Annotated in this window: 24 protein-coding genes; 10 read left to right on the top strand and 14 right to left on the bottom strand. The window is 48.2% G+C overall.

All coding sequences use genetic code 11. The features are described 5' to 3' along the window. Positions 1–3: 3 nt before the first annotated feature. The 6 genes from FOC66_RS01345 to hisS form a co-directional block, all read right to left on the bottom strand. Positions 4–378: a SirB2 family protein gene (locus FOC66_RS01345; RefSeq protein WP_003745905.1), complete on the bottom strand. Its 375-nt coding sequence runs from the start codon at positions 376–378 to the stop codon at positions 4–6. Positions 379–430: 52 nt separating this feature from the next. Continuing rightward, the gene (locus tag FOC66_RS01340) at positions 431–1,000 is read right to left on the bottom strand and encodes a tRNA (mnm(5)s(2)U34)-methyltransferase (protein ID WP_003745903.1); all 570 of its coding nucleotides are present in this window, start codon (positions 998–1,000) and stop codon (positions 431–433) included. Between the two features lie 78 nt (positions 1,001–1,078). Further along, a complete protein-coding gene (gene hfq / locus FOC66_RS01335) occupies positions 1,079–1,375 on the bottom strand; it encodes an RNA chaperone Hfq (RefSeq protein WP_036493792.1) in 297 nt (98 codons plus the stop codon). A 301-nt stretch (positions 1,376–1,676) separates the two neighbouring features. Further along, positions 1,677–3,134: a ribosome biogenesis GTPase Der gene (gene der / locus FOC66_RS01330; RefSeq protein WP_003745900.1), complete on the bottom strand. Its 1,458-nt coding sequence runs from the start codon at positions 3,132–3,134 to the stop codon at positions 1,677–1,679. Positions 3,135–3,275: 141 nt separating this feature from the next. Further along, positions 3,276–3,905: a YfgM family protein gene (locus FOC66_RS01325; RefSeq protein ID WP_003745898.1), complete on the bottom strand. Its 630-nt coding sequence runs from the start codon at positions 3,903–3,905 to the stop codon at positions 3,276–3,278. Further along, a complete protein-coding gene (gene hisS, locus FOC66_RS01320; RefSeq protein ID WP_003745897.1) occupies positions 3,906–5,201 on the bottom strand; it encodes a histidine--tRNA ligase in 1,296 nt (431 codons plus the stop codon). A 257-nt stretch (positions 5,202–5,458) separates the two neighbouring features. On the opposite strand from hisS, the gene FOC66_RS01315 reads away from it, so the two are divergent. Beyond that, complete coding sequence (locus tag FOC66_RS01315; RefSeq protein ID WP_231288062.1) at positions 5,459–5,965, top strand: hypothetical protein; 507 nt, start codon at positions 5,459–5,461, stop codon at positions 5,963–5,965. 55 nt (positions 5,966–6,020) lie between these two features. Here FOC66_RS01315 and FOC66_RS01310 read toward each other — a convergent pair whose 3' ends face one another. Beyond that, positions 6,021–6,323 carry a hypothetical protein gene (locus FOC66_RS01310; RefSeq protein ID WP_003745894.1) on the bottom strand — a complete coding sequence of 101 codons (303 nt, stop codon included), beginning with the start codon at positions 6,321–6,323 and terminating at the stop codon, positions 6,021–6,023. A gap of 210 nt (positions 6,324–6,533) precedes the next feature. Between FOC66_RS01310 and FOC66_RS01305 the strand changes: the two genes are divergently transcribed. Next, positions 6,534–7,457, top strand: coding sequence for an RluA family pseudouridine synthase (locus tag FOC66_RS01305; protein WP_003745893.1), 924 nt, complete (start codon positions 6,534–6,536; stop codon positions 7,455–7,457). A 69-nt stretch (positions 7,458–7,526) separates the two neighbouring features. On the opposite strand, the gene adhP is transcribed toward FOC66_RS01305, so the two are convergent. Continuing rightward, complete coding sequence (gene adhP / locus FOC66_RS01300; protein ID WP_003745890.1) at positions 7,527–8,570, bottom strand: alcohol dehydrogenase AdhP; 1,044 nt, start codon at positions 8,568–8,570, stop codon at positions 7,527–7,529. A gap of 340 nt (positions 8,571–8,910) precedes the next feature. Between adhP and FOC66_RS01295 the strand changes: the two genes are divergently transcribed. The 5 genes from FOC66_RS01295 (at position 8,911) to FOC66_RS01275 (ending at position 12,862) form a co-directional block, all read left to right on the top strand. Next, positions 8,911–10,389: an aldehyde dehydrogenase family protein gene (locus tag FOC66_RS01295; protein WP_003745888.1), complete on the top strand. Its 1,479-nt coding sequence runs from the start codon at positions 8,911–8,913 to the stop codon at positions 10,387–10,389. A gap of 102 nt (positions 10,390–10,491) precedes the next feature. Beyond that, a complete protein-coding gene (locus tag FOC66_RS01290; protein ID WP_003745885.1) occupies positions 10,492–10,923 on the top strand; it encodes a hypothetical protein in 432 nt (143 codons plus the stop codon). A gap of 17 nt (positions 10,924–10,940) precedes the next feature. Then, the gene (locus tag FOC66_RS01285) at positions 10,941–11,402 is read left to right on the top strand and encodes a hypothetical protein (RefSeq protein WP_003745883.1); all 462 of its coding nucleotides are present in this window, start codon (positions 10,941–10,943) and stop codon (positions 11,400–11,402) included. A gap of 26 nt (positions 11,403–11,428) precedes the next feature. Beyond that, the gene (locus FOC66_RS01280) at positions 11,429–11,860 is read left to right on the top strand and encodes a hypothetical protein (protein ID WP_003745881.1); all 432 of its coding nucleotides are present in this window, start codon (positions 11,429–11,431) and stop codon (positions 11,858–11,860) included. A gap of 87 nt (positions 11,861–11,947) precedes the next feature. After that, entirely contained in the window at positions 11,948–12,862 is a 915-nt protein-coding gene (locus tag FOC66_RS01275; RefSeq protein ID WP_254351938.1) for a hypothetical protein, read from the top strand. A 69-nt stretch (positions 12,863–12,931) separates the two neighbouring features. Here the strand turns inward: FOC66_RS01275 and FOC66_RS01270 are convergent, their stop codons facing one another. The 6 genes from FOC66_RS01270 to yjgA all read right to left on the bottom strand — a co-directional run bounded on the left by FOC66_RS01270 (position 12,932) and on the right by yjgA (position 18,562). Next, positions 12,932–13,867 carry a DMT family transporter gene (locus FOC66_RS01270; RefSeq protein WP_003745876.1) on the bottom strand — a complete coding sequence of 312 codons (936 nt, stop codon included), beginning with the start codon at positions 13,865–13,867 and terminating at the stop codon, positions 12,932–12,934. An 18-nt stretch (positions 13,868–13,885) separates the two neighbouring features. Then, positions 13,886–15,586: a single-stranded-DNA-specific exonuclease RecJ gene (recJ, locus tag FOC66_RS01265; RefSeq protein ID WP_003745874.1), complete on the bottom strand. Its 1,701-nt coding sequence runs from the start codon at positions 15,584–15,586 to the stop codon at positions 13,886–13,888. Positions 15,587–15,705: 119 nt separating this feature from the next. Continuing rightward, positions 15,706–16,605: a hypothetical protein gene (locus FOC66_RS01260; RefSeq protein ID WP_003745872.1), complete on the bottom strand. Its 900-nt coding sequence runs from the start codon at positions 16,603–16,605 to the stop codon at positions 15,706–15,708. A gap of 16 nt (positions 16,606–16,621) precedes the next feature. After that, a complete protein-coding gene (locus tag FOC66_RS01255; RefSeq protein WP_003745871.1) occupies positions 16,622–17,053 on the bottom strand; it encodes a hypothetical protein in 432 nt (143 codons plus the stop codon). Positions 17,054–17,246: 193 nt separating this feature from the next. Then, on the bottom strand, positions 17,247–17,957 hold the full coding sequence (locus tag FOC66_RS01250; protein ID WP_003745869.1) for a hypothetical protein: 711 nt from the start codon (positions 17,955–17,957) through the stop codon (positions 17,247–17,249). Positions 17,958–18,028: 71 nt separating this feature from the next. Beyond that, complete coding sequence (yjgA, locus tag FOC66_RS01245; RefSeq protein ID WP_003745867.1) at positions 18,029–18,562, bottom strand: ribosome biogenesis factor YjgA; 534 nt, start codon at positions 18,560–18,562, stop codon at positions 18,029–18,031. Between the two features lie 124 nt (positions 18,563–18,686). Here yjgA and pmbA point away from each other — a divergent pair, with 124 nt between their 5' ends. The 3 genes from pmbA to FOC66_RS01230 all read left to right on the top strand — a co-directional run bounded on the left by pmbA (position 18,687) and on the right by FOC66_RS01230 (position 21,939). Further along, positions 18,687–20,018 carry a metalloprotease PmbA gene (gene pmbA / locus FOC66_RS01240; protein ID WP_003745863.1) on the top strand — a complete coding sequence of 444 codons (1,332 nt, stop codon included), beginning with the start codon at positions 18,687–18,689 and terminating at the stop codon, positions 20,016–20,018. Positions 20,019–20,105: 87 nt separating this feature from the next. After that, a complete protein-coding gene (locus FOC66_RS01235) occupies positions 20,106–21,275 on the top strand; it encodes a glycosyltransferase (protein ID WP_003745861.1) in 1,170 nt (389 codons plus the stop codon). Positions 21,276–21,429: 154 nt separating this feature from the next. Beyond that, on the top strand, positions 21,430–21,939 hold the full coding sequence (locus tag FOC66_RS01230; protein ID WP_003745858.1) for a cold-shock protein: 510 nt from the start codon (positions 21,430–21,432) through the stop codon (positions 21,937–21,939). The last annotated feature ends 58 nt before the right edge of the window (positions 21,940–21,997 follow it).

The following is a 21,997-nucleotide window of genomic DNA, read 5'->3' as shown; positions in this document are numbered from 1 at the left end:
CTTTTAAAACGGCAGCGTTTTGGTTTTGGCAAGGAAAACAATCGTGGCAACACACGACATGGCCAAAACATAGACGATATAGAATTTCGGCGAACGCGGACGCGAACGCATCATAATCATGCCCAACACAATATAAACCAGCAACAGCAGGATTTTCATGCCGAGCCACGGCGCATTGAACGGCGAAAAATGGGTAATCTTCATCAGCCACAAGCCGGTAAACAGCAACATGGTGTCGTTCAAATGCGGCATGGCTTTCCAAATGCCTGCCAACGGTTTTTCAGGATGACGCCAAAGCATGAAAAAGCGGATGTTAAACAGCAAAATGGTAATGGTTACAAAAATCTGGTGGCTGTATTTGACGAACAGGTATTGCATAACAGTTTCTTGTCGTTAGAAGGAATTAAAGCGGCTATTTTACCGCAAACATCTATTTCTGACGCAACTTTTCAACCGCCAGCAGATAGGGAGGCGCATTGCGGCGGTTGACAAAGCCATAGCGTAACACGGCAAAGGCTTCCTGCGGCAAAGTTTCCGCCCATTGCACAATCGCTTCAGCCTCTATTCGGCCGGCTTCATGCCCCGGATACAATACCGCCACGGCAAGGCCGCTCTCTTTCAGCAAACCCAAAGTATCCGTCAACGCACGGATGCTGCTTGCCGCTTCAGTCGTACAGCTTTTATCGCCGCCCGGCAGCCAACCGAAATTAAATACCGCGGCATCTAAAGGCTCGTCGATATAAGACGAAAGGTTTTCATGGCCGTCATGTATTAGGGCTACCCGACCATCTACGCCGTTTTCTTTCAGACGGCCTTGAGTCTGCGCCAGTGCTTTAGATTGCACATCAAAAGCCCACACCTTACCCGTCTCGCCAACCAATTGCGCCAACAGCAAAGTATCATGCCCGTTTCCGGCCGTCGCATCTAAAGCGCGGCCGCCTGCTTTTAAGGCTTGTCGTAACAGGGAGTGGGCAAAGGGAAGAATGTTTTCAAGCAGCATGATAAAGGTCGTCTGAAAATAAAAATACCCTACCGCAAAAGCGGTAAGGTATTGAAAAACAGGAATGCGTTACATCATTTATTCGGCAGGTTGCTGCACAGTCTCAACTTGAACCGGAGCAGCTGCGGCAGCGGCTTGAGGTTGTTTGTTTTCGTGTTGCAGGCTGACTGCGCGTGCAGGAACGATTGTTGAGATAGCGTGTTTGTAAACCATTTGAGTGACGGAAGTATTACGCAGCAGAACAACGTACTGGTCGAATGATTCCACTTGGCCTTGCAGCTTGATGCCGTTTACCAAGTAGATTGAAACCGGAACGTGCTCTTTACGCAACGCATTCAAAAAAGGATCTTGTAACATTTGTCCTTTAGCTGTCATATTCTTGAGCTCCATTATTATGATTGTAAAGACGCCAAAATCGGCGTTTGATTGGATTGTAGCCCCGAATAGAATAAATTACCAACTATTTTTTTCTATCACACCGTTTTGAATTCCAGCAATAAGGGAAATTCCCGACAAACCGACTGTTTCATTTTCATCTTCACGTCCCTTCCCAATCCTGATTTTATGTATTTTGATTCCGGCAAATCCAATCGATAAATATCATGAAACATGAATAACTTACATTCCATCATAAAAGGCCGTCTGAAATCGTTCAGACGGCCTTTGGCCTTTATGCTTATTTGCTGAATTGTTTTTTTACGCTGACTTTGGTTTTCTTCTTGAAGCGGTTTTTCTCTTCCTTGCGGCCTTCGCGCTTCTCGATACGGTTGCTCAGGCTGACGCGGCGCAGCGGTTTTTTCTTCGGTTTGTCTTCCGCATTTTCATACGGGTTTTCCGAAACATTGTATTGAATTCTGAGCGGCGTGCCTTGAAGATTAAAGGCTTTGCGGAATGTTTGGGTCAGATAGCGTGTGTAGCTGTCAGAAATGGCGTGCAGCGAATTACCGTGTACCACAATCACCGGCGGATTCATGCCGCCTTGGTGGGCATAACGCATTTTCGGACGCACCAAACCTGCGCGCGGCGGCTGTTGACGCTCGATTGCGCTTTGCAGGACACGCGTGATTTTCGGCGTCGGCATCTTAATCATTGCCGCGTTGTAGGCAGCCTGAATGCTTTCAAACAAACCGTCAATACCGCGTTCTTTCAATGCAGAAATAAAGTGGAACTTAGCAAAATCAAGGAAATACAGTTTGCGGTTGATATCGCGTTTCACTTGCTCGCGACGCTCTTCGCTGATGCCGTCCCATTTATTGACCGCCACCACCAAGGCACGGCCTGCTTCCAAAGCAAAACCCGCAATCGTCGCATCTTGGTCGGCGATATCTTGTTGCGCATCCAACACCAAAACAGCAACGTTTGCCGCCTCAACCGCCTGCATGGCTTTGATAACGGAGAACTTTTCCACTACCTTATCCACTTTGCCGCGACGGCGCACGCCTGCGGTATCGATGATGGTAAACGGTTTACCGTCGCGTTCAAAATCGATATGGATACTGTCACGCGTCGTGCCTGCCATATCGAAGGCAATCACGCGTTCTTCACCGAGGATGGCGTTTACCAAGGTCGATTTACCGACATTTGGACGGCCGATTACAGCAAAAACAGGATGTTTCGCTTCTTCCTCTTCCTTTTCAGGCTCAGGGAAGGTTTCCAAAATATCTTCAATCAGATAATACACGCCATCGCCGTGCGCACCTGAAATAACATAAGGGTCGCCCAGGGCAAGTTCGTAGAACTCGGCGGCAAGCACGGCCCTATTGCCGCCCTCGCCCTTATTCACGGCCAAATAAACAGGACGCGGGCTTTGGCGCAAACGGTCGGCAATAATTTTGTCTTGCGGGGTCAAGCCGGTACGGCCGTCCACCAAAAACACAACTGCATCGGCCTCATCGACAGCCTGTAAGGTTTGTTTTGCCATTTCGTGCAAAATGCCACTGTCCACAACCGGCTCAAAACCGCCGGTATCGATAACCAAATAAGGTTTGCTGCCGACTTTGCCATGACCGTAATGTCGGTCACGCGTCAGGCCGGGCAAGTCATGCACGAGCGCGTCTTTGGTGCGCGTCAAACGGTTGAATAAGGTAGATTTGCCGACATTGGGGCGGCCGACAAGCGCGATGGTTGGTTTCATGATGGAGTCTTTCTGTGTCAAGTGCCGCCCCAAAACGGGAGCGGAACACAAGCAGGTGTTTTAAAAACACGGTTGATAAGGATAAGTGTAGGCCGTCTGAAAAGTCATGACAACTTCAGACGGCCTTGATTTTAAAAAAACTTATTTCAAGCTGTCGATTTTCATTTGCAGCAATTCGCGGCCCACGGCGGTTTGCGGCAATTTACTCAAAGCAGCTTCGTAACTTTGTACGGCTTCTTTGGTTTTATTTTGAGCAACGTAAACATCGCCTTTGGTTTCCAGCATCAAAGGCTCGAAATCAGCCTCAACCTGAGTATTCAGGGCATTGATGGCGGCATCGTATTTTTTCTGCTGCAACAGGACAACGCCCAAACGCTGCGCCGCCAAAGCTTGAACCAGCGGTGCTTTTTGGTTTTTCAGCACCCAATTCAAATGACCTTCCGCCACATCATAACGGCCGGCATCAAACTCGGTTGCCGCTACCATCAAAGTAGCTTGGGCTGTCGAAATAGAATCAGGATAGTTTTTTTGCAATTCGACCAAATCGGCGTTGATGGCTTTTTGGTCGGTTTTTTGCTGCGCCTTTTCCACCATTTGCGCCAATACGGCAGCGGCTTCCTGATCTTTTGAAGCTTTTTGGCCTTGGTAAATGGTGTAACCCAAATACCCCAAAGCCGCCACGATCAGCAAGGCAAAGATCCAACGGCCGGTTTTTTTCCAAAAATATTTAAAGTTGTCTAACTCTTGTTGTTCTTCCAAATGGGCTGCCATTTATGCGTTCTTCCATTGTTGTAAAGTGTCTGTCAAATCAGCGGCGGCAACGGTTTGTTGTTCGTGTTTGCCCTGCATATCTTTCAGGGTAACCGTACCGTTTGCCAGCTCATCCTGAGCCACAATCAGGGCAAAGCGTGCGCCACTGTTGTCTGCTTTTTTCATTTGCGCTTTCAAGCTTTGATAGCCGGAATGCTGCATTACATTGAAACCTTGTGCGCGTAAGGCTTGCGCGTATTTCATCACCTGCAAGTCCGCACCTTCGCCTTGGTGCATTGCATAGACATCAGGCGCAGCGTTCACTTCCAACGAGCCGTATTCGCTCACCAAAAGCAGCAGGCGCTCAATACCCATTGCAAAGCCGATAGACGGCGCAGGTTTGCCGCCAAGTTCTTCAATCAAACCGTCGTAACGGCCGCCACCGCACACAGTCGCCTGCGCGCCGAGTTTGTCGGTCGTCCACTCAAAAACCGTCTGATTGTAGTAATCCAAACCACGGACCAAGCGCGGATTTTCAATATATTGAATACCCAAACCGTCCAACATCGCCTTGAAGCGAGCATAGTGGTTTTGCGAAGCCTCGCCCAAGTAATCCACCAAACGCGGCGCCGCGTTGCAGATTTCCTGCAAATCAGGGTTTTTCGTATCCAAAACGCGCAAAGGATTGGTTTTCAGACGGCGTTTGCTGTCTTCATCCAGTTGCGCCTCATAGCGGGTCAAATATTCAACCAATGCCGCACGGTGTGCCGCACGTTCTTCACGGTTGCCCAAGCTGTTGATTTCCAAAGTCAGGTATTCGCGAATACCCAACTTTTCCCACAAGTCGGCAGACATCGCGATGATTTCCGCATCGATATCCGGCCCTTCAAAACCCAAAGCCTCGATACCGACCTGATGGAACTGACGATAACGGCCTTTTTGCGGACGCTCGCGGCGGAACATCGGCCCCATATACCACAGCTTTTGCGGGCTGTTGTACAGAAGGTTGTGTTCGACTACCGCACGTAAACAAGAAGCCGTACCTTCAGGACGCAGGCTCAAACTCAAAGAATCGTTTGAATCGGAGAAGGTGTACATTTCCTTGCCGACCACATCGGTTTCCTCGCCGATGGAGCGGACAAACAAACCGGTTTGCTCGACAATCGGCGTACGGATTTGCTGATAGCCGTAAGTGCGTGTCCAACGGCTAACCGTATCTTCAAACGCCTGCCAAAACGCAGCCGTCAGTTTGAAATCTTTTTGTTCGACAGGTAAAAGGTCGTTCATACCTTTTACAGATTGAATTTTTTGTGCCATTTCAATATGGGATAAGCGAAAATCAAATAGTTGGGCATTATAGCTGATTTTTAAGGGTTTGTGAGTTTGGGAACAAATCAAAAGGCCGTCTGAAAATCAGTTTTCGTATTCAGACGGCCTGTAAAGCAGATTACAGAATCATATTCAATGATTCCCATCCTTCCCCTGCCTTTCAACTTTAATTTCTTAAAAATATATTCAATATAGATTCAATGTCGTTATACTTGGATTCTTTTCATCTCATCCCTATGCACATCATGAAAACACTACGCTCTCTTTTTGTTATCGGCTTGTTAACCACCAGCTTATCCTACCAAGCGATGGCTGCAAATAATGCCACAAATAATCAAGCCAAAATAGATTTAGTCAAAAAGGTTTATCTGTCTAAAGTGGATTTAGGCTCTGAACACAATCATGTTACCACGCCTGAATTACAAAAAATCATCCGACAATTTAATAATTTTGACACTAATATCCGTAAGCAACCCGATATGGAGATGGGATGTGACATGCCGATACATTACTACTTGGGCTTTGGTCAGGATCATCCTGACAACTTCCATAAAACCTTGCAAGTCAAGGTCACTTCTCCTCATACCGTCCGGGCAACATTTAAACAATTTGACGGCCATAGGGTCGGTGCAGATTTCACGTTGAAATGTACGGAAAACCGTTGTTTAATAGATGATTTTAAGATGATTGGCGATCAAACCAGCATCAAAACCGATTACAAACTTGTTTTGCGCAAACGAAAATGTGAGTGAGCCGACAAAACAAAAGGGCTGTCCAAACAAATGGAGCAGCCCTTTGATTTTGAAATCAAGGTCGTGAAGGATGCGGATTTAAGCGTACAGGCGGCAAATTAGGTTTTCCGTATTGGGAAACGGCTTGTCTGCCTGAAGCAGCTTTCCCTGACTGCATGACGCCGCTATCGTTACGTATTGGATGTGCGGCATACTCGTCTTGATTTAATTGTGAAATTTCTTCATTGACTTCATGCTCTACCACAAGTTCATACTCATTATCGTATGCATTATTCTTACCAAGCCGAACTTCCCCTCCCGCCATAGCGAACACGGAAAATACGGATAACATGATGATTATGCCGATTTTTCTCTGCATAATATTCTCCTTTTCTCAAAATATTGTTTCTTTATCATTTCTTTAATTCATGCCATAAAAACAAGTTCAAACAAAACCAGTTTCTCAGCTCGTTTGAAGAATCTATTTAAACACAAAACCTGCATCAATACATATCTATTATTAGAAACTTATTTTCCATAAAAACAAGGCCGTCTGAAAAAACCCTAAAAACCGAGTACAATCCGCCGCATGAAAAAACGTACCAATCCCCTACCCCTTTTAGACGGTGTCAAACCCAGCTACTTGGTTTTGCCGCATGAAAAGCAGTTTTACGGCTTGCCGTTGCTGCATTTTTTATGCGCTCATTTTCCCTTTGTCGGCGAAGAAAACTGGCGGCGGCGGCTGAACAGCGGTTTTGTGGTGGGCGCGGATGGCGTGCCGTTTGATGAGAATACTTTGTTCGAGCCCGGCAAGACGATGTTTTATTACCGTGAAACCAGCCGTGAGAGCGAGCCGCGTATTCCGTTTGATGAAAAAATTTTGCATATTGATGAGCATTTGCTTGTGGTGGACAAACCGCATTTTCTGCCTGTCATCCCCAGCGGCAGATTTTTGCGGGAAACCCTGCTCACGCGCCTGCGTTTGCGGCCGGAATTGCAGCATTTGAATGTTGAAGACATTACGCCGATTCATCGCTTGGACAAAGATACGGCAGGCGTTATGCTGCTTTCACTCAATCCTGCCACGCGTCGCGATTATCAGACCATGTTCCAAGAAAAAACCGTCCAAAAAACTTATGAAGCGGTGGCGCCGACGCGGACGGATTTGGACTATCCGCTGCATATTTCGTCACGAATGGAACGCGGCGAAAAATTCTTTCTCACGAGGGAAACGGAAGGCAAACCCAACGCCCACACGACCATCGAACTTATCGAAAACCGCGGCGCATTCAGCCTCTACCGCCTCACGCCGCATACCGGGAAGAAACACCAGCTGCGCGTGCATATGATGAGTTTGAACATGCCGCTGATGAACGATGCGCTTTACCCTACCCCATTGGCGGCCGGTGATGAAGACTACGACAAACCTTTAAAACTTTTGGCTAAAAGAATAGAGTTCACCGATCCTGTCAGCGGAGAAATCCGCGTATTTGAAAGCCGCTTTACGCTTTAAGTTATCCAATCCAATAAAAAAGGCCGTCTGAAATTGTTCAGACGGCCTTTTTGTCACGGAATCATTTGATTAGTGATGAATGCAGCTGCACTCTTTGTTCATATCAATCACCATACGGCCGGTAATTTTACCTTCGCGCATTTCTTGGAAGATGGCAGGCGCTTCATCCAAAGCACGCAATTCGACTTTAGGCACAACCAAACCTTCTGCGCCGAATTGGAATGCTTCTTCCAAATCTTTGCGGGTACCGACCAAAGAGCCGACCACTTCGATGCCGTCCAATACCAAACGTGGGATAGACAAGTCCATAGACTCAGGCGGCAAGCCAACTGCAACGACACGGCCGCCTGCGCGAACACAGTTAACGCCTGAATTGAAGGCAGCAGCGGATACGGCTGTCACAACGGCTGCGTGTGCGCCGCCGGTTTTCTCTTGGATGACTTGAGCCGCATCTTCTTTGGCGGCATTGATTACCAAATCCGCACCGGTTTCTTTGGCAAAAGCCAGTTTTTCATCGTTGACGTCAACGGCAACAACGTGCGCGCCAAATACTTTTTTCGCGTATTGAACTGCCAAGTTACCCAAACCACCTGCGCCGTAAATCGCAATCCATTGGCCCGGACGGACGCCGGAAACTTTAATGGCTTTATAAGTGGTTACACCGGCACAAGTAATGCTGGAAGCTTGTGCAGGATCCAAGCCTTCAGGGACTTTGACTGCGTAATCGGCACTCACGATACAGTGTGTCGCCATGCCGCCGTCGGCAGTATAGCCTGCGTTCAATACAGAGCGGCACAAGGTTTCGCGGCCGGTATTACAGTATTCGCAAGAACCGCAGCTTTGGAACAGCCATGCGATGCTGACACGGTCGCCGACTTTCAGATTTTTCACACCTTCGGCAACTTCTTTAACCAAACCGATGCCTTCGTGTCCCAACACGCGACCCGGTTTGTCGCCGTAATCGCCTGCCGCAACGTGCAAGTCGGTGTGGCACACGCCGCAATACTCGACTTCCACCAACGCCTCGCCGTATTCCAGCGGACGCAGTTCGCGTTCAACAACTTCTACATCACCTGCTACATCTTTATTTACTACCACAGCATGCATTTTCATGAGAGAGTCTCCTAGGGTGTTGAAAAACTGTTTAGCTATGAATGAGAATACTCCCCATATCCGAAGCCGTCAACCCATAATCTTTTTTAAAACAACTAGTTATGATGTTATACCATAACAAAATCTATTTAAGCCGTATAAATCTTTAAATATATTAACAAATATACTTTCATTTCAATCAAATCCTTTATTTTTCAGACGGCCTGCTACATGAAACAACATTGCAAATGTAAATTTTGAGAACATTCTCATTTTTAGTACTTGAACTTAAAAAGAAAAAAGCATAAGCTGTTTTTCATGGTGTGAAACACCTATTCCCATTCATTAAGGAGACAGCATTATGGCAAAAGATTTAAATGTGTTTGATAAAGAATATGGTCTTTTAATCAACGGCGAATGGACGAAAGGTAGCGAAGGCAAACTTTTATCCTCTTACAACCCTGCCAATGGCGATGAATTGGCCAAGTTCACAGACGCAACCGACGCCGATGTCGATGCTGCCGTGGCCGCTGCGCAAGAAGCGTTCAAAACATGGCGTAAAACCACGACTGCCGAACGCGCGGCCATTTTGAATAAAATCGCCGATGTGATTGACGAAAACGCCGAATTGTTCGCCCTGCAAGAAACCTTGGACAACGGTAAACCCATCCGCGAAACCCGCGCTGCCGACGTGCCTTTGGCTTCCGACCATTTCCGCTATTTCGCCAGCGTCATCCGCGGCGAAGAAGGCACGGCAACCCAGCTTGATGCCGAAGACCTGTCCATCGTTTTGCGCGAACCGATCGGCGTTGTCGGCCAAATCATTCCTTGGAACTTCCCATTCTTGATGGCCGCATGGAAAATCGCTCCGGCATTGGCCGCAGGTTGCACCATCGTCATCCACCCTTCTTCCAGCACTTCATTGAGCCTGTTGTCCTTCGCTCAAAAAATCAACCACTTGCTGCCTAAAGGCGTGTTGAACGTGATTACCGGCCGCGGTTCCAAATCCGGCGAATACATGCTCCACCACAAAGGCTTCAACAAACTGGCCTTTACCGGCTCAACCGAAGTCGGCCGCCGCGTCGGCATCGCCGCCGCCGAATTGCTGATTCCTTCCACTTTGGAATTGGGCGGCAAATCCGCCAACATCTTCTTCGACGATATGCCTTTCGACAAAGCCCTCGAAGGCGCGCAAAAAGGTATCTTGTTCAACCAAGGCCAAGTGTGCTGCGCCGGTTCGCGCATTTTTGTACAAGAAGGTATTTACGACAAATTCGTCAATGCTTTGGCTGAAGAATTCAAAAAAATCAAAGTCGGCCTGCCTTGGGAAGACGACACCCAAATGGGTTCGCAAGTCAATGCCGGTCAACTCGAGACCATTTTGAAATACGTCAAAATCGGAGAACAAGAAGGCTGTCGCATCATTACCGGCGGTAAAAAAATCGAAGGCGAATTGGGCAAAGGCGAATTTGTCGAACCGACTTTGATTGAGGCCAGCAACGAAGCCCGTGTTTCCCAAGAAGAAATCTTCGGCCCGGTTGCCACCGTGATTAAATTCAAAACCGAAGAAGAAGTCATCAAAATGGCCAACGACAGCGAATACGGCTTGGGCGGCGCAGTGTGGAGTACCGACATCAACCGCTGCCTGCGCGTTTCCAATGCATTGGAAACCGGCCGCGTTTGGGTAAACTGCTACAACCGCCTGCCTGCCGGCGCGCCGTTTGGCGGCTACAAAACTTCAGGTATCGGCCGTGAAACCCACAAAATGATGCTCGCCGCCTACACCCAAGTGAAAAACATCTACATCAGCACCCGTGAAGAACGCGAAGGCTTCTATTGATTCGGCGTTTCACATTAATCTGATTTAGAAAATATAAAGGCCGTCTGAAACCTGTTTCAGACGGCCTTATCAATTACACAATAACTTTTTAGGAGATAAATTATGTCGAAACACAAAATCCGTTACATTCTGCCGTTGCTGGCCGTGATAGCATCCGCCGCCTGTGTCGGTGCGGCAGGGCCGTCTGAAAAAGCTGCAAATGCCGTTAAACCGAAACAGGAAAAGAATCTTTGTCCCGAACCTGTTGACCAAATGGATGAAGATTGTTTAGAAATTACTCTGCTGAAACTTGAAAACAAACTGGACATGAAGTACAAAGATTTATTTCGACGTGCCGCTACCAAAGATTCAAAGCTACATGGGCTGTCCAAACAATATTTTATAAACGTCCGTTCAAAATGGAAGGCTTATAAGGAGGAACTTTGTTCCGACCCGACAATCACAACCGACTTGAAAACTCCTTCAGACAAAATCCTCTATCTGTGTGACGTTCAACAAACACAACACCATTTAAAAGCATTGGAACGTTTTTAATTTTTTAGGAAACTGATATGTCGAAACACAAAATCCGTTACATTCTGCCACTGCTAGCCGTGATGACATCCGCCGCCTGTGTCGGTGCGGCAGGGCCGTCTGAAAAGGCTGTTCCAAAGGTAACAAGGCAAAAACAGGACAATAAGGACATATGCCCTCAGAGCATGATGAAAGACATAGACGGACAAGGCTATGAATGTGTGGATATTTTCAGTATGAGGTTGGAAAAGCAATTGAATAAGAAATACGAAAATCTGCTGCACCGTATCGATTCAAAAGACCCCAAATTGAATGGAGTATCCAAAGAATATTTTTTGACTATCCGTAAGAATTGGGAAAGTTATACGGAAATGCTGTGTTCAGACCCATCCGTTGCGACGAAAGTTCGTCCTCTTGCAGGACGCTACATACGTATTTGCAGGTTCGAACAGAATTTAAACCATTTGAAAGCGTTGGAACGCTTTGAAAATTCTTTATAAAACTGATAGATAGTTAGGAGACTGATATGTCGAAACACAAAATCCGTTACATTCTGCCACTGCTGGCCGTGATGGCATCCGCTGCCTGTGTCGGTGCGGCAGAGCCGTCTGAAAAAGCTGCAAATGCGCTTAAGCCGCAGAAGGAAAAGAATCTTTGTCCCGAACCTGTTGACCAAATGGATGAAGATTGTTTGAGGCTTACCCTATTAGATTTTGAAATTGCATTAGATAAGAAGTACGAAGATTTATTTCGACGTGCCACTGCCAAAGACCAAAAACTTCATGGCTTGACAAAACAGTATTTTGCAAGCATCCGCTCAAAATGGAAGGCTTATAAGGAGGAACTTTGTTCCGACCCGACAATCACAACCGATTTGAAAACTCCTTCAGATAAAATCCTCTATCTGTGTGACGTTCAACAAACACAATATCACTTAAAAGCATTGGAACGTTTTTAATTTTTTTAGGAGACTGATATGAGTCGTTTTACAGGCGGAGACCATCTGAAACCGGAAGACGGTTTGAAATACTATATCCATCAAGCCATGATGGTAAACGAATTGTCGGGCGGGCGCGGCGCGTACAAAATATCGAATGCGGAGAAGGCTGCCAGCGGTCCGAGTTTCGGTCCTATCCAGTACGACATAGGCGGCAATAATGAAGGGAGGAATTTGTTGGAACGGATTGCGCGAGAGGCAACAGACTCAAAAGGCAACCGTTTTATTTCCGATAATGAAATAAAGCAGATGCAAATCCATCTATACAAGCCATTCAATAAAATGTCTGCCGAAGACAAACAGGTGTATCAAAATCTGAAACCGAAATTGAATCAGGCTTTGGCTTCCGAAACCGGTATCTCATTAATCAATCGGGATTATGTTAAAGTTCTTAATAAAAAAGTTGGTGAAGTCCATAAAGTTATTTCTAAAATCACAAATCTTGAAAACAAGCAATTCCTGCAATCCAATATGCAGGCACAAGTCTTTATTGCCGATATAGGCAACCAATATGGCAAAAAAGTAAACGAAGCTTTGGTGGAGTTCCTCAGCCAGAGTAAAGAAGATAACGGAGTAAGGCTGCCGGGAGGACGACAGGTCAAAGTCGAAGGCAAACTGGATATGGAAGATTTAAAAAACTTCCGTATGAATACGGCTTACGGTGTCAAACATCCCGCCGATGCCCGTCGCAGAGACAAACACATCGAGGATGTTACCGCTCCGACCCGCGAAAAACCGCGAACCCAAACAGATAAATTCCATGCCTTGGTTCAAGGCTTGCTCAACGATAAGGACGGCTCTTTCGCCGAACAGGTTTTGGCGGAAAACCGCGAAGTTGTTGATGCTTTCAATGCCAAAGTGCAGGAAAGAATGGAACAGGAACGGCAACAAACGGCAGCGAGGGAAATTTCTGTGCAGCAGAATCCTGCGGAAAGGGAATTTGGTGGGCGGTCTTTCGGCTGATCGTTCCACATGAGGCCGTCTGAAACCTGTTTCAGACGGCCTTGTTTATTCTGTTTCGCAATAAATGCTTTATATCTTTCTCAAAAAAAGCCCCATTACTTTCTCTCCGGCCACAGCCAGCAATGCTCCGGCCACAACCACCATGGCACCCACATAGCTGACGATATTCATATCCGAAGCGGCAAAATAATCGGGGGCGAGATGATGGCCGATGGTGGAAAATATCATGGTGAACACGGGAATCAGCGTGGTGACGATACTGACTTTTGAAGCGTCCCAATGATTGAGCGCTTCGCCGAATGAACCATAACCGATCAGCGTGTTTAAGCAGCAATAGATAAAGCAGCCCCATAAAAACGGATTGCCGATATGGGCGATTTGTGATGGTTCGGCAAACGGCAGGAAAACAAAGCTGCTGCAAAAATAAATCATGAGCAGGATTTGTTGCGAATTGAAATGTTTGGACAAAAGTTTTTGCGCCACGCCGTAGCACACCCAAATCATGCTGCCCGAAGCCGCCATGATTACCCCGACCGCGTAGCTGCCCAAACTGAAAAGTTCGCCGAATTTGTCGTTGAAAAACATGACCAAACCCGTCAGCAAAAGCATCAAGCCGATTTTTTGCCAGCGCGTAAAGGCTTCTTTAAACACGCCAACGCCGACCAAAATCATGGTAAAGGGCGAGAGCTGCCACAACACCTGCGTGGTTGTCGGCGAAATATAGTGCAAACCCATAGCAACGAGCACAAAGTTGGCGGAAATACCGATAATACCCAGTACCAATAAAAATAAGGTTTGCTTGGAAAATTCAGACGGCCGCGGCAGCTTGCCGGTCAGTCCCAACAACGCAAACAACACCAGCGAAGCCACTAAAAAGCGTATCCACACCAGCGTGGGCGCATCGACGGCTTTTAAGGCCTGTTGCGCCGCTACCGGCAGCGAGCCCCAAGTCATGGTGGCAAGCAGCGCCAAAGAAAAGCCGAGCCAAGGTTTTTGTTTCTTCATTTTTCAGACGGCCTTTGTTTACGCGGCTTCCCAGTAGTCGATATAAAGCTGCAATTCGAGATTATTCCGCCATTCGTTGGCAACGGGGCGGTACACCGTGCGGATGTATTCGGGAATGTCTTCGCTGCAACGCCAGAACATGGCTTCAAATTCGTAGCCGTCTTTTTGCAGCCAGACTTTTTTGTGTTTGCCCTCCGCGCCCAAAGGCTGCTGGCGGACAACATGGAATTCGTCGGTAAAACTCGGCGGCGCGAAGCCCTGCCCCCAAACGTGGCGGGCAAGGTTCTGCGCCTGTTCCAGCGTAATATCGCGGGCAGGCAGGCTGCCGTCGGTAATATAGGTTTGCGACAAATCGTCTTCGCACACCATCTCGCGCACGGCTTCTTCAAAGGCCGTCTGAAACGCGGGAATATTGTGTTCGAGTATGCTCAAACCCGCCGCCATTGCGTGTCCGCCGAATTTCAAAATCAAATCGGGATGGCGTTTGGATACCAAATCCAAAGCATCGCGCAGGTGCAAATTGGGAATGGAGCGTCCCGAACCGCGCACTTCGCCGTTGTCGGCAGGCGCAAACACGATGGTCGGACGATAAAAACGGTCTTTGAGGCGGCTGGCAACAATGCCGACCACGCCTTGATGGAAGTCGTCTCGATACGCCACCAAAGTCGTCTGACCTGGAGGCAGAGTTTCGGGAAAATCATTCAGCGCGTCTTGCAGCATAGACTGCTCGATTTCGCGGCGTTCGATATTGAGGTTGTTTAACTGGGCCGCCAGTTCCTGCGCCTCGGCATCATCTCGCGCCAACAGACAGGCAATGCCGACCGACATATCGTCCAGCCGTCCGGCGGCGTTAATGCGCGGTCCCAACGCAAAGCCCATATCAAACGGCTGCGCCTTGCGCCAATCGCGCCGCGCCACTTCAAACAAAGCGCGGATGCCGGGGCGCATTTTGCCCGAACGCATCCGTTTCAAACCTTGCGACACGAGGATGCGGTTGTTGTGGTCGAGGGCGACGACATCGGCGACGGTACCGAGTGCGACCAAATCCAAAAGGTCGCCTAGATTCGGCTCTTTCAGGCCGTCTGAAAAATAATTGCGGCGGCGCAGTTCGGCACGCAAAGCCATCAATACATAAAAAATCACGCCTACGCCCGCCAAACTTTTGCTGGGAAAGCCGCAGCCTTTTTGGTTCGGATTGACGATGATACAGTCGGGCACGGTCTCGGCAGGCAGATGGTGGTCGGTCACAATCACATCCAAACCCAACTCCTGCGCACGCGCCACGCCTGCAATGCTGGCGATACCGTTATCCACCGTTACCAATAAATCCACGCCTTGCTCTGCCGCGATTTCGGCCAGCTCGGGCGTTAAGCCGTAGCCGTGTTCAAAGCGGTTGGGCACAAGAAAATCCACTTTCGCCCCCATCGCCGCCAAACCGCTCATACCGACGGCACACGCCGTTGCACCGTCGGCATCGTAGTCGGCGACAATCAGGATTTTTTCCTGACGCTCAACCGCATCCGCCAAACGGCCGGCGGCGGCTTCGCAGTTTGTCAGCGTTTGATACGGCAAAAGCGCAGCAAGCTTGTCGTCCAACTCGGCCGGACTTTGCACATCACGCGCAGCACACAGCCTTGCAATCAAAGGATCGGTACCGGCAGTGAGCAAGTCGTTAAAAACAGTCGGATTAATAGAACGTGTTTGGATTTTGACGGACATGATGTGGAAATCAAGGATAGTTTTGTATATTTGAAAGGGATATTGTAAAAGGATGAAGTCATCTGAAAACCGTTTTTCAGACGACCCCTCAAGCTACATTAGTCAGAGTAATGTTTGCTTCAGACAGAACGAGAGAAGCCTCGTTGTTTTTCTTGTTGAATATTTTGGTTTTCTTGAGCAACAAGCTGTTGTTGCCACTCTTCTTCTAAAGTCTGTTGGACTCTTTCATTGAAACTGGCCACTTTGTCAGGATTATCAGCCAAAAGTTTTTTTGCATACGAACCGTCGGTATCATTCAATAATCCTTGCAGCATCGCCATAGTTTCTTCGTATTTGGATTGAGGCTTGGGATTGTCGGTTGTTGCCGCTGTTTCGACATGGTGAGATGTTTCTTCTTGAATTTGCATGGTGTACTGAGGATTTCCTCTGAGTTTCTCTTCATCAAGATAACTCAAATCTTTAATGTCGGAGATATGCGGATCCTCAGGATCTTTCGGCACAAGACTCTTATTCAGCTTATTTCCCGAACCTGGGGCAAGATGTTGGAATATTCCATCTTTTTCAGGCTCAGGAAAGCCTGCTTCACGCAATAAGGTATCGGCAAGGGTATTGGAATTTTGCCTTAAGTAATCATAAGGATAGATATTGTTCTTGCTTTGAGCATTGCGTACCATTTCAGCCCATTTAGCTGATAAATCAGGAGCTTCAGCGATTAGCTCGCGGTATTGCTTTTGTGGAGAAATAGGTTCTTTATCTAAACTTTTATACCAAGCAGTTTTCCTATTATTGAAATTATCCGGATTTTGGGCATTATATGGTAAACCAATATTCTTTGGTAAGCCGGTTTCAATATGGATTTTTCCCAAAGGAAGTTGTGGGGAAATTTCTTTACCCACCCATCCACTGATAGTATATTGTTGTCCCATTTTATCAGTATAGAGTAGAAATTTGTGGTGATAATCTACATTCGCAAATGTGCCGATATGCCGATAGCCGACTTCAATTTTTTCGTTTGCCATTTATATTCTCCTATTGTTATTGAGCATAATAGAATTCACTATCGATATTTTCCAGATAGCCAGAAGCGTTAAATTTTAATTCAATCATTACCTCTGGATTAGGAATCATCGGGTGAATCTGTTTGCCATAGCCTGCGTAGATAATATGTCCTTTATCGCTGTAGTGTTGATTCATCTCGGTCAATTTTTCAATTACCTCCTTTTTAGAAGAACCAATCGGGAGATATTTAGCAACAATATGGCTTACATCTTTGGACTGACCGGGTTCGATGTACTTTTCACTGGCAAAAATTTCTTTCAGCATAGGACTTTGGGGTTGCATTTTGCTTTTTCCTTTTGAGGTTGATTGTTGGATTTCAGAATGTTTTTCATGGTTACTTACTTCGCAAGCTGATAAAAACACAAGTGACATAACAATTGGTAATACTGCTAAGTTTCTTAATTGCATAATTAATCCTTTATAAAGACTTCTATTTTTGTTTGTCATTCGAATTTTACTATTATTGGCCATAAGAAAAATCTCTATCAACATTTCATAATGTATCTCAAAATATTTAATTTCAAGGTGATTCTAATTCATGCTTATAAAAGCATGGGATGTGCCTTTTTTCTATCCCCTGCAGGGATGACGGCCTTGGATATTATTTGCGTGAATCATCGACAATTTCACCGATCACGGCATAGGAGCCTGCTATCACTGCGCCGACTGCGTCCAAAGCCAATGTAAATGGCGTTTTCAGGATATTACCCGTCAACTTCCAAACATCGGTGCTTGTTTTGGTTTCCACATAATAAATTCTGACCGGAACGGCAGTGTCAAAACGGCGGTCTTCGGCAACATTTTTCGGCGTTGCGTAATAATGACCTTCGGCAGAAATACACCGTGTGTAGACAGTTTTGTCATCGAGTTCGACCGGCTTGAACGCCAGCTGTTTCAACTTGGCAATCTCGGCAACTTTTTGAGTATCGTAACGCAGGCAGAAATTCGAGCGGAAAGTTTGCGCTTCAGGGGATTTTAATTCAACCGGCAAAGCCTCATACACCTGTTTTGGGTTTTGCCGAACCATTTGAAACCGTTTGCTCAGCTTAGCATCCAAGATCGCCTTCAACTTGGCCGAATCTTTAGAATTAACGACAAACCAATATTTTCCACCCATCATGACCAAGCTGCCTGTTTCCAGTTGCGTATTGTCTTTGGCAACCACGCCAAATGCGTGAATATTGTCTTTGGCAACGGTTTTTTCAGTCGTGGTTTTATGGAACGGGCTATTTCTTTCCCAAAGATCGGTAGTACAACCATTCAGGGTCAATACACCAACCAGCAAGGCGGTTGCAGAGCGGCGAAATTTCATGGTCATCCTCCTTCGGTATTACGATACAGGCCGTCTGAAAACCGCAATCCGTTTTCAGACGGCCTTAAGGTTTATTCCTCCCAATCCTGCCCTTCTTCTGAAGCATCGGATTGACCGGCCTCCATCACTGCTTTAATTTCTTGGAACAGCGCGCGGAAGTTTTTCGGCGGTTTGTTTTGTTCCTGCTCTTTTTTGGTGTTGCGGATCAAGGTGCGCAATTTACCGGCGTCTGCTTGCGGAAAATCGGCCATAAATTGGGTAATCGCGCCATCGTCTGCCAACAGTCGGGTACGCGCCTGCTCGACGCGTTGCAAAAAGGCATTGTGTGCTGCATTGTCGCCGCGCAGTTTGGCCAAATAGGCTTCGATGGGTGCGGGGTCGGTATCGCGCATCAGGCGGCCGATAAATTGGGCTTGGCGTTTGAGCGCGCTGTTGGACGTGATTTTTTTATAGGTGGCGATGGCTTCAAACAAGTCTTCGTCCAAGCCGATTTTTTTCAACGTATCACTGGAGAGCTTGGTCAATTCCATACCCAAAGCCTGCAAATCGTTCATCTGCTTTTTCATTTGGGTTTTGCTGACCCATTCGTCTTCTTGTTCAAACATTGTGTTTACCTGATTTTCTGAATCTGCCTATTTTATCAGTTTTCAGACGGCCTTTCCGTGCGATTTTTGCAGTGGCCGTCTGAAACGGTTAAAATGCCGCAAAACCCTGTCAGGAAACCTTTTTATGCTGTTTAACCACACACCGGACGAGCTGTTGCGCTTGTGCGGACACACGCTGGATTTGGCCAAACAATCCGGCGCTACCTCGGCCGAAGCCGATTTCAGCGAGTCGCTCGGCCAAAGCGTCAGCGTGCGCCTGGGCGAAATCGAACAAATCGAGTTCCAACAAGACAAATCTTTAGACATTACGGTCTATGTCGGCCAACGCAAAGGCCGCGCCAGCACTGCCGACTTCTCCGAACGCGCCCTGCAAGATACGGTCAAGGCCGCCATCGATATTGCGCGCTATACCGCCGAAGACGATTGCGCCGGCCTTGCCGATGCTGCCTTGATGGCAACCCATATCGGCGACCTCGACCGCTACCACGAATGGGATTTGAGTACCGAATCCGCCATTGATTTGGCCAAGCAATGCGAACAGGCTGCGCTGTCAACGGACAAACGCATTGAAAATTCCGAAGGCGCATCGGTTCATACCGGCCATTACCAATACGTTTACGGCAACACCCACGGCTTTGCCGCACACCAGCAAAGCACGCACCACAGCATTTCTTGCAGCGTGGTCGCCAGCGACGAACACGGCATGCAGCGAGACTATTGGTACGATTCTTCCTGCCGTCACGAAGACATGGACGCGCCCGAACTCATCGGTAAAACCGCAGCCGAACGGACTTTACGCCGTCTGAACAGCCGCAGCGTTCCGACCGGCAGCTATCCCGTACTGTTCGACACCACTGTCGCCGTCGGCTTAATCGGCCACCTTATCGGCGCACTCAGCGGCGGTGCGCTCTACCGCCAAAGCAGCTTCCTGATTGACAGCATCGGCAAACAGGTGCTGCCCGAGTTTCTCAGCCTTCGTGAAGAGCCGCATATCCTGCGCTCGTTCCGCAGCACTTATTTCGATGCCGAAGGCGTGGCCACGCAGCCGCGTTTTGTGGTGAAAGACGGCGTCGTCAAAGGCTATTTCCTCAACAGTTACAGTGCAAAAAAACTCGGTATGCAGACAACGGGCAACGCCGGCGGCGCGCACAATCTGTATCTGAACCACACCCACGCCACGCAGGCCGACCTGTTGAAAGAAATGGGAACAGGTTTGCTGGTTACCGAATTGATGGGACAAGGCGTTAACACCATTACCGGCGACTACTCGCGCGGCGCGGCCGGATTTTGGGTGGAAAACGGCGTCATTGCCTATCCGGTTCAGGAAATCACCATTGCCGGACGTTTGCAGGATATGTACCGCGACATCATCGGCGTGGCAGACGACGCATTACGCCGTTCGTCCAACCAAATCGGCTCCGTCTTGGTTTCCAAAATGACGGTTGCCGGCAACTGATTGAACTAAATATACCAAAGGCCGTCTGAAAGATATCTTTTCTTTTCAGACGGCCTCGCCGTTATCTACCTCCATAAAAAACACATCATGCATATTGTCGTCATCCCCTCTTGGTACCCCTCTTCCGAAACCGACGTGGACGGAATCTTTTTCCGCCTCCAAGCCCAAGCCCTGCAACGCGAAGGCATGAAAATCGGCATGGTCGTTCCCATGTTCCGCTACTTGAGAAGCCAGCCGAAAACCATCTTCTCGCGCTTCTACGGCCTGCGTCGCCATCAGCAAGGCGGACTCAACACTTACGCCTACGACAGCATGTATTTCTTCCCGCGCTGCCCGGTTGTCGACATCGACCGCATCCGCTGGGTCAACGCAGGCATGAAAGCTTTTGAAGCCTATATCGCCGACAACGGCAAACCCGACGTAATTCACGCCCATTGCGTCAACTACGCCGCCATTTTGGCCTGTGCCATCTTCAAAAAATACGGCATTCCCTATGTGATTACCGAACACAGCAGTGCCATTTCACGCGGCCTTGTCCGCAAAAACCAATGGCCGTCCATGCACGAAGCCGTGCGCCACAGCGCGGCCCGGTTCGCCGTCAGCCGTGATTTCTGCCGCATTCTCGAAAAAACCTACGCCGGTACAGACTGGCAATACCTGCCCAATATGCTGGGCAGCAATTTTGAACAGGATTTCGAATTCCCCGAAAAAAACCATCAAGACTTCACCTTCTGCAGCGTCTCCCACCTGCGCCACCTCAAAGGCCACGACCTGCTCCTGCCTGCTTTTGCCGAAGCACTCAAAACCTATCCGCAGCTCAAACTCAAAATCGGCGGCGGCGGCGCAGAAGAAGGCCGTCTGAAACAACTGGCAAGCGACTTGGACATCAACCACGCCGTTACCTTTACCGGCGCATTGACCACCGACCAAACCCTAGACCTCATGCGCCACAGCAACGCATTCGTCCTCGCCAGCCGTACCGAGACTTTCGGCGTCGTCTATATCGAAGCACTGTCGCAAGGTTTGCCCGTTATCGCCACACGCTGCGGCGGCCCCGAATCCATCGTCACTTCCGACAACGGCCTGCTGGTGCCAATCGAAAACATACCGGAACTGACCAAAGCATTGCTCACCCTATACGAAAACCATGCACACTACGATCCCGTCCGTTTGCGCCAAGATTGCCTGCAACAATTCGGCAGCCGAGCCATAGCGCAACACCTGATCGACACCTTCCAAAAAGTGCTTAATAAATAGGCATAAACCATGCAGGCCGTCTGAAATCCTTCAGACGGCCCGCCTTCTTCCAACAAGACAAATCTAGTGTAAAATTAAGACAATAACCAAACTTTTTGATTTAAAATCAGTCGAAAGAAAAACTGTTACCTATAATAATATCCCCACATACATTATGCGCTATTACGGAACGATTACTCGCTGGAACAGCAAGCGCGGCTTCGGCGCCGCTACCATAGAAGACACAGGCCAAGAAATCTTTCTTGCCCTTGCCGCCTTCACCACCCTTACCCGCCTTCCGGCCGAAGGGCAACACATCTCCTTCAACATCACAGAAGGCCGGCGCGGCCGCAAAGAAGCCGAAAACGTCTGCTTCGCCCTCGATTGCGCCGACTGCTTCGATGTCCTCGTCCCTCCCCCCGAAAAACCCCTCGCCGGCAAACAAGCCATCGTCGGCCTGATTGCCGTGATCTTCGTCTGCAGCATTTTCGCCGCCTTGTGGTACGGCCTCCACTTTTCCGACAATACACCCAAAGAACCGGCCGTCAAAAAACAAGAAACCATGGTTCACGAAGTAGCCGCCAAAATCGAAGCCGAACGCAAAGCATGGCGCGATGCCGTCAACCGCAGCAACCAACGCTCGGGGCAGCCTCAACGCGCCAAAGATGATGTGTCGAAACAATAACGCTTTATCCAATACAAAAAGGCCGTCTGAAAAAATGGGAAGATGAAATGATAGATTT

Origin of the sequence: Neisseria mucosa, assembly GCF_013267835.1 — a bacterium.
GTDB lineage: Bacteria > Pseudomonadota > Gammaproteobacteria > Burkholderiales > Neisseriaceae > Neisseria.
The sequence above is the reverse complement of the archived record's forward strand: the minus strand, read 5'-3'. Positions and strand labels throughout refer to the sequence as shown.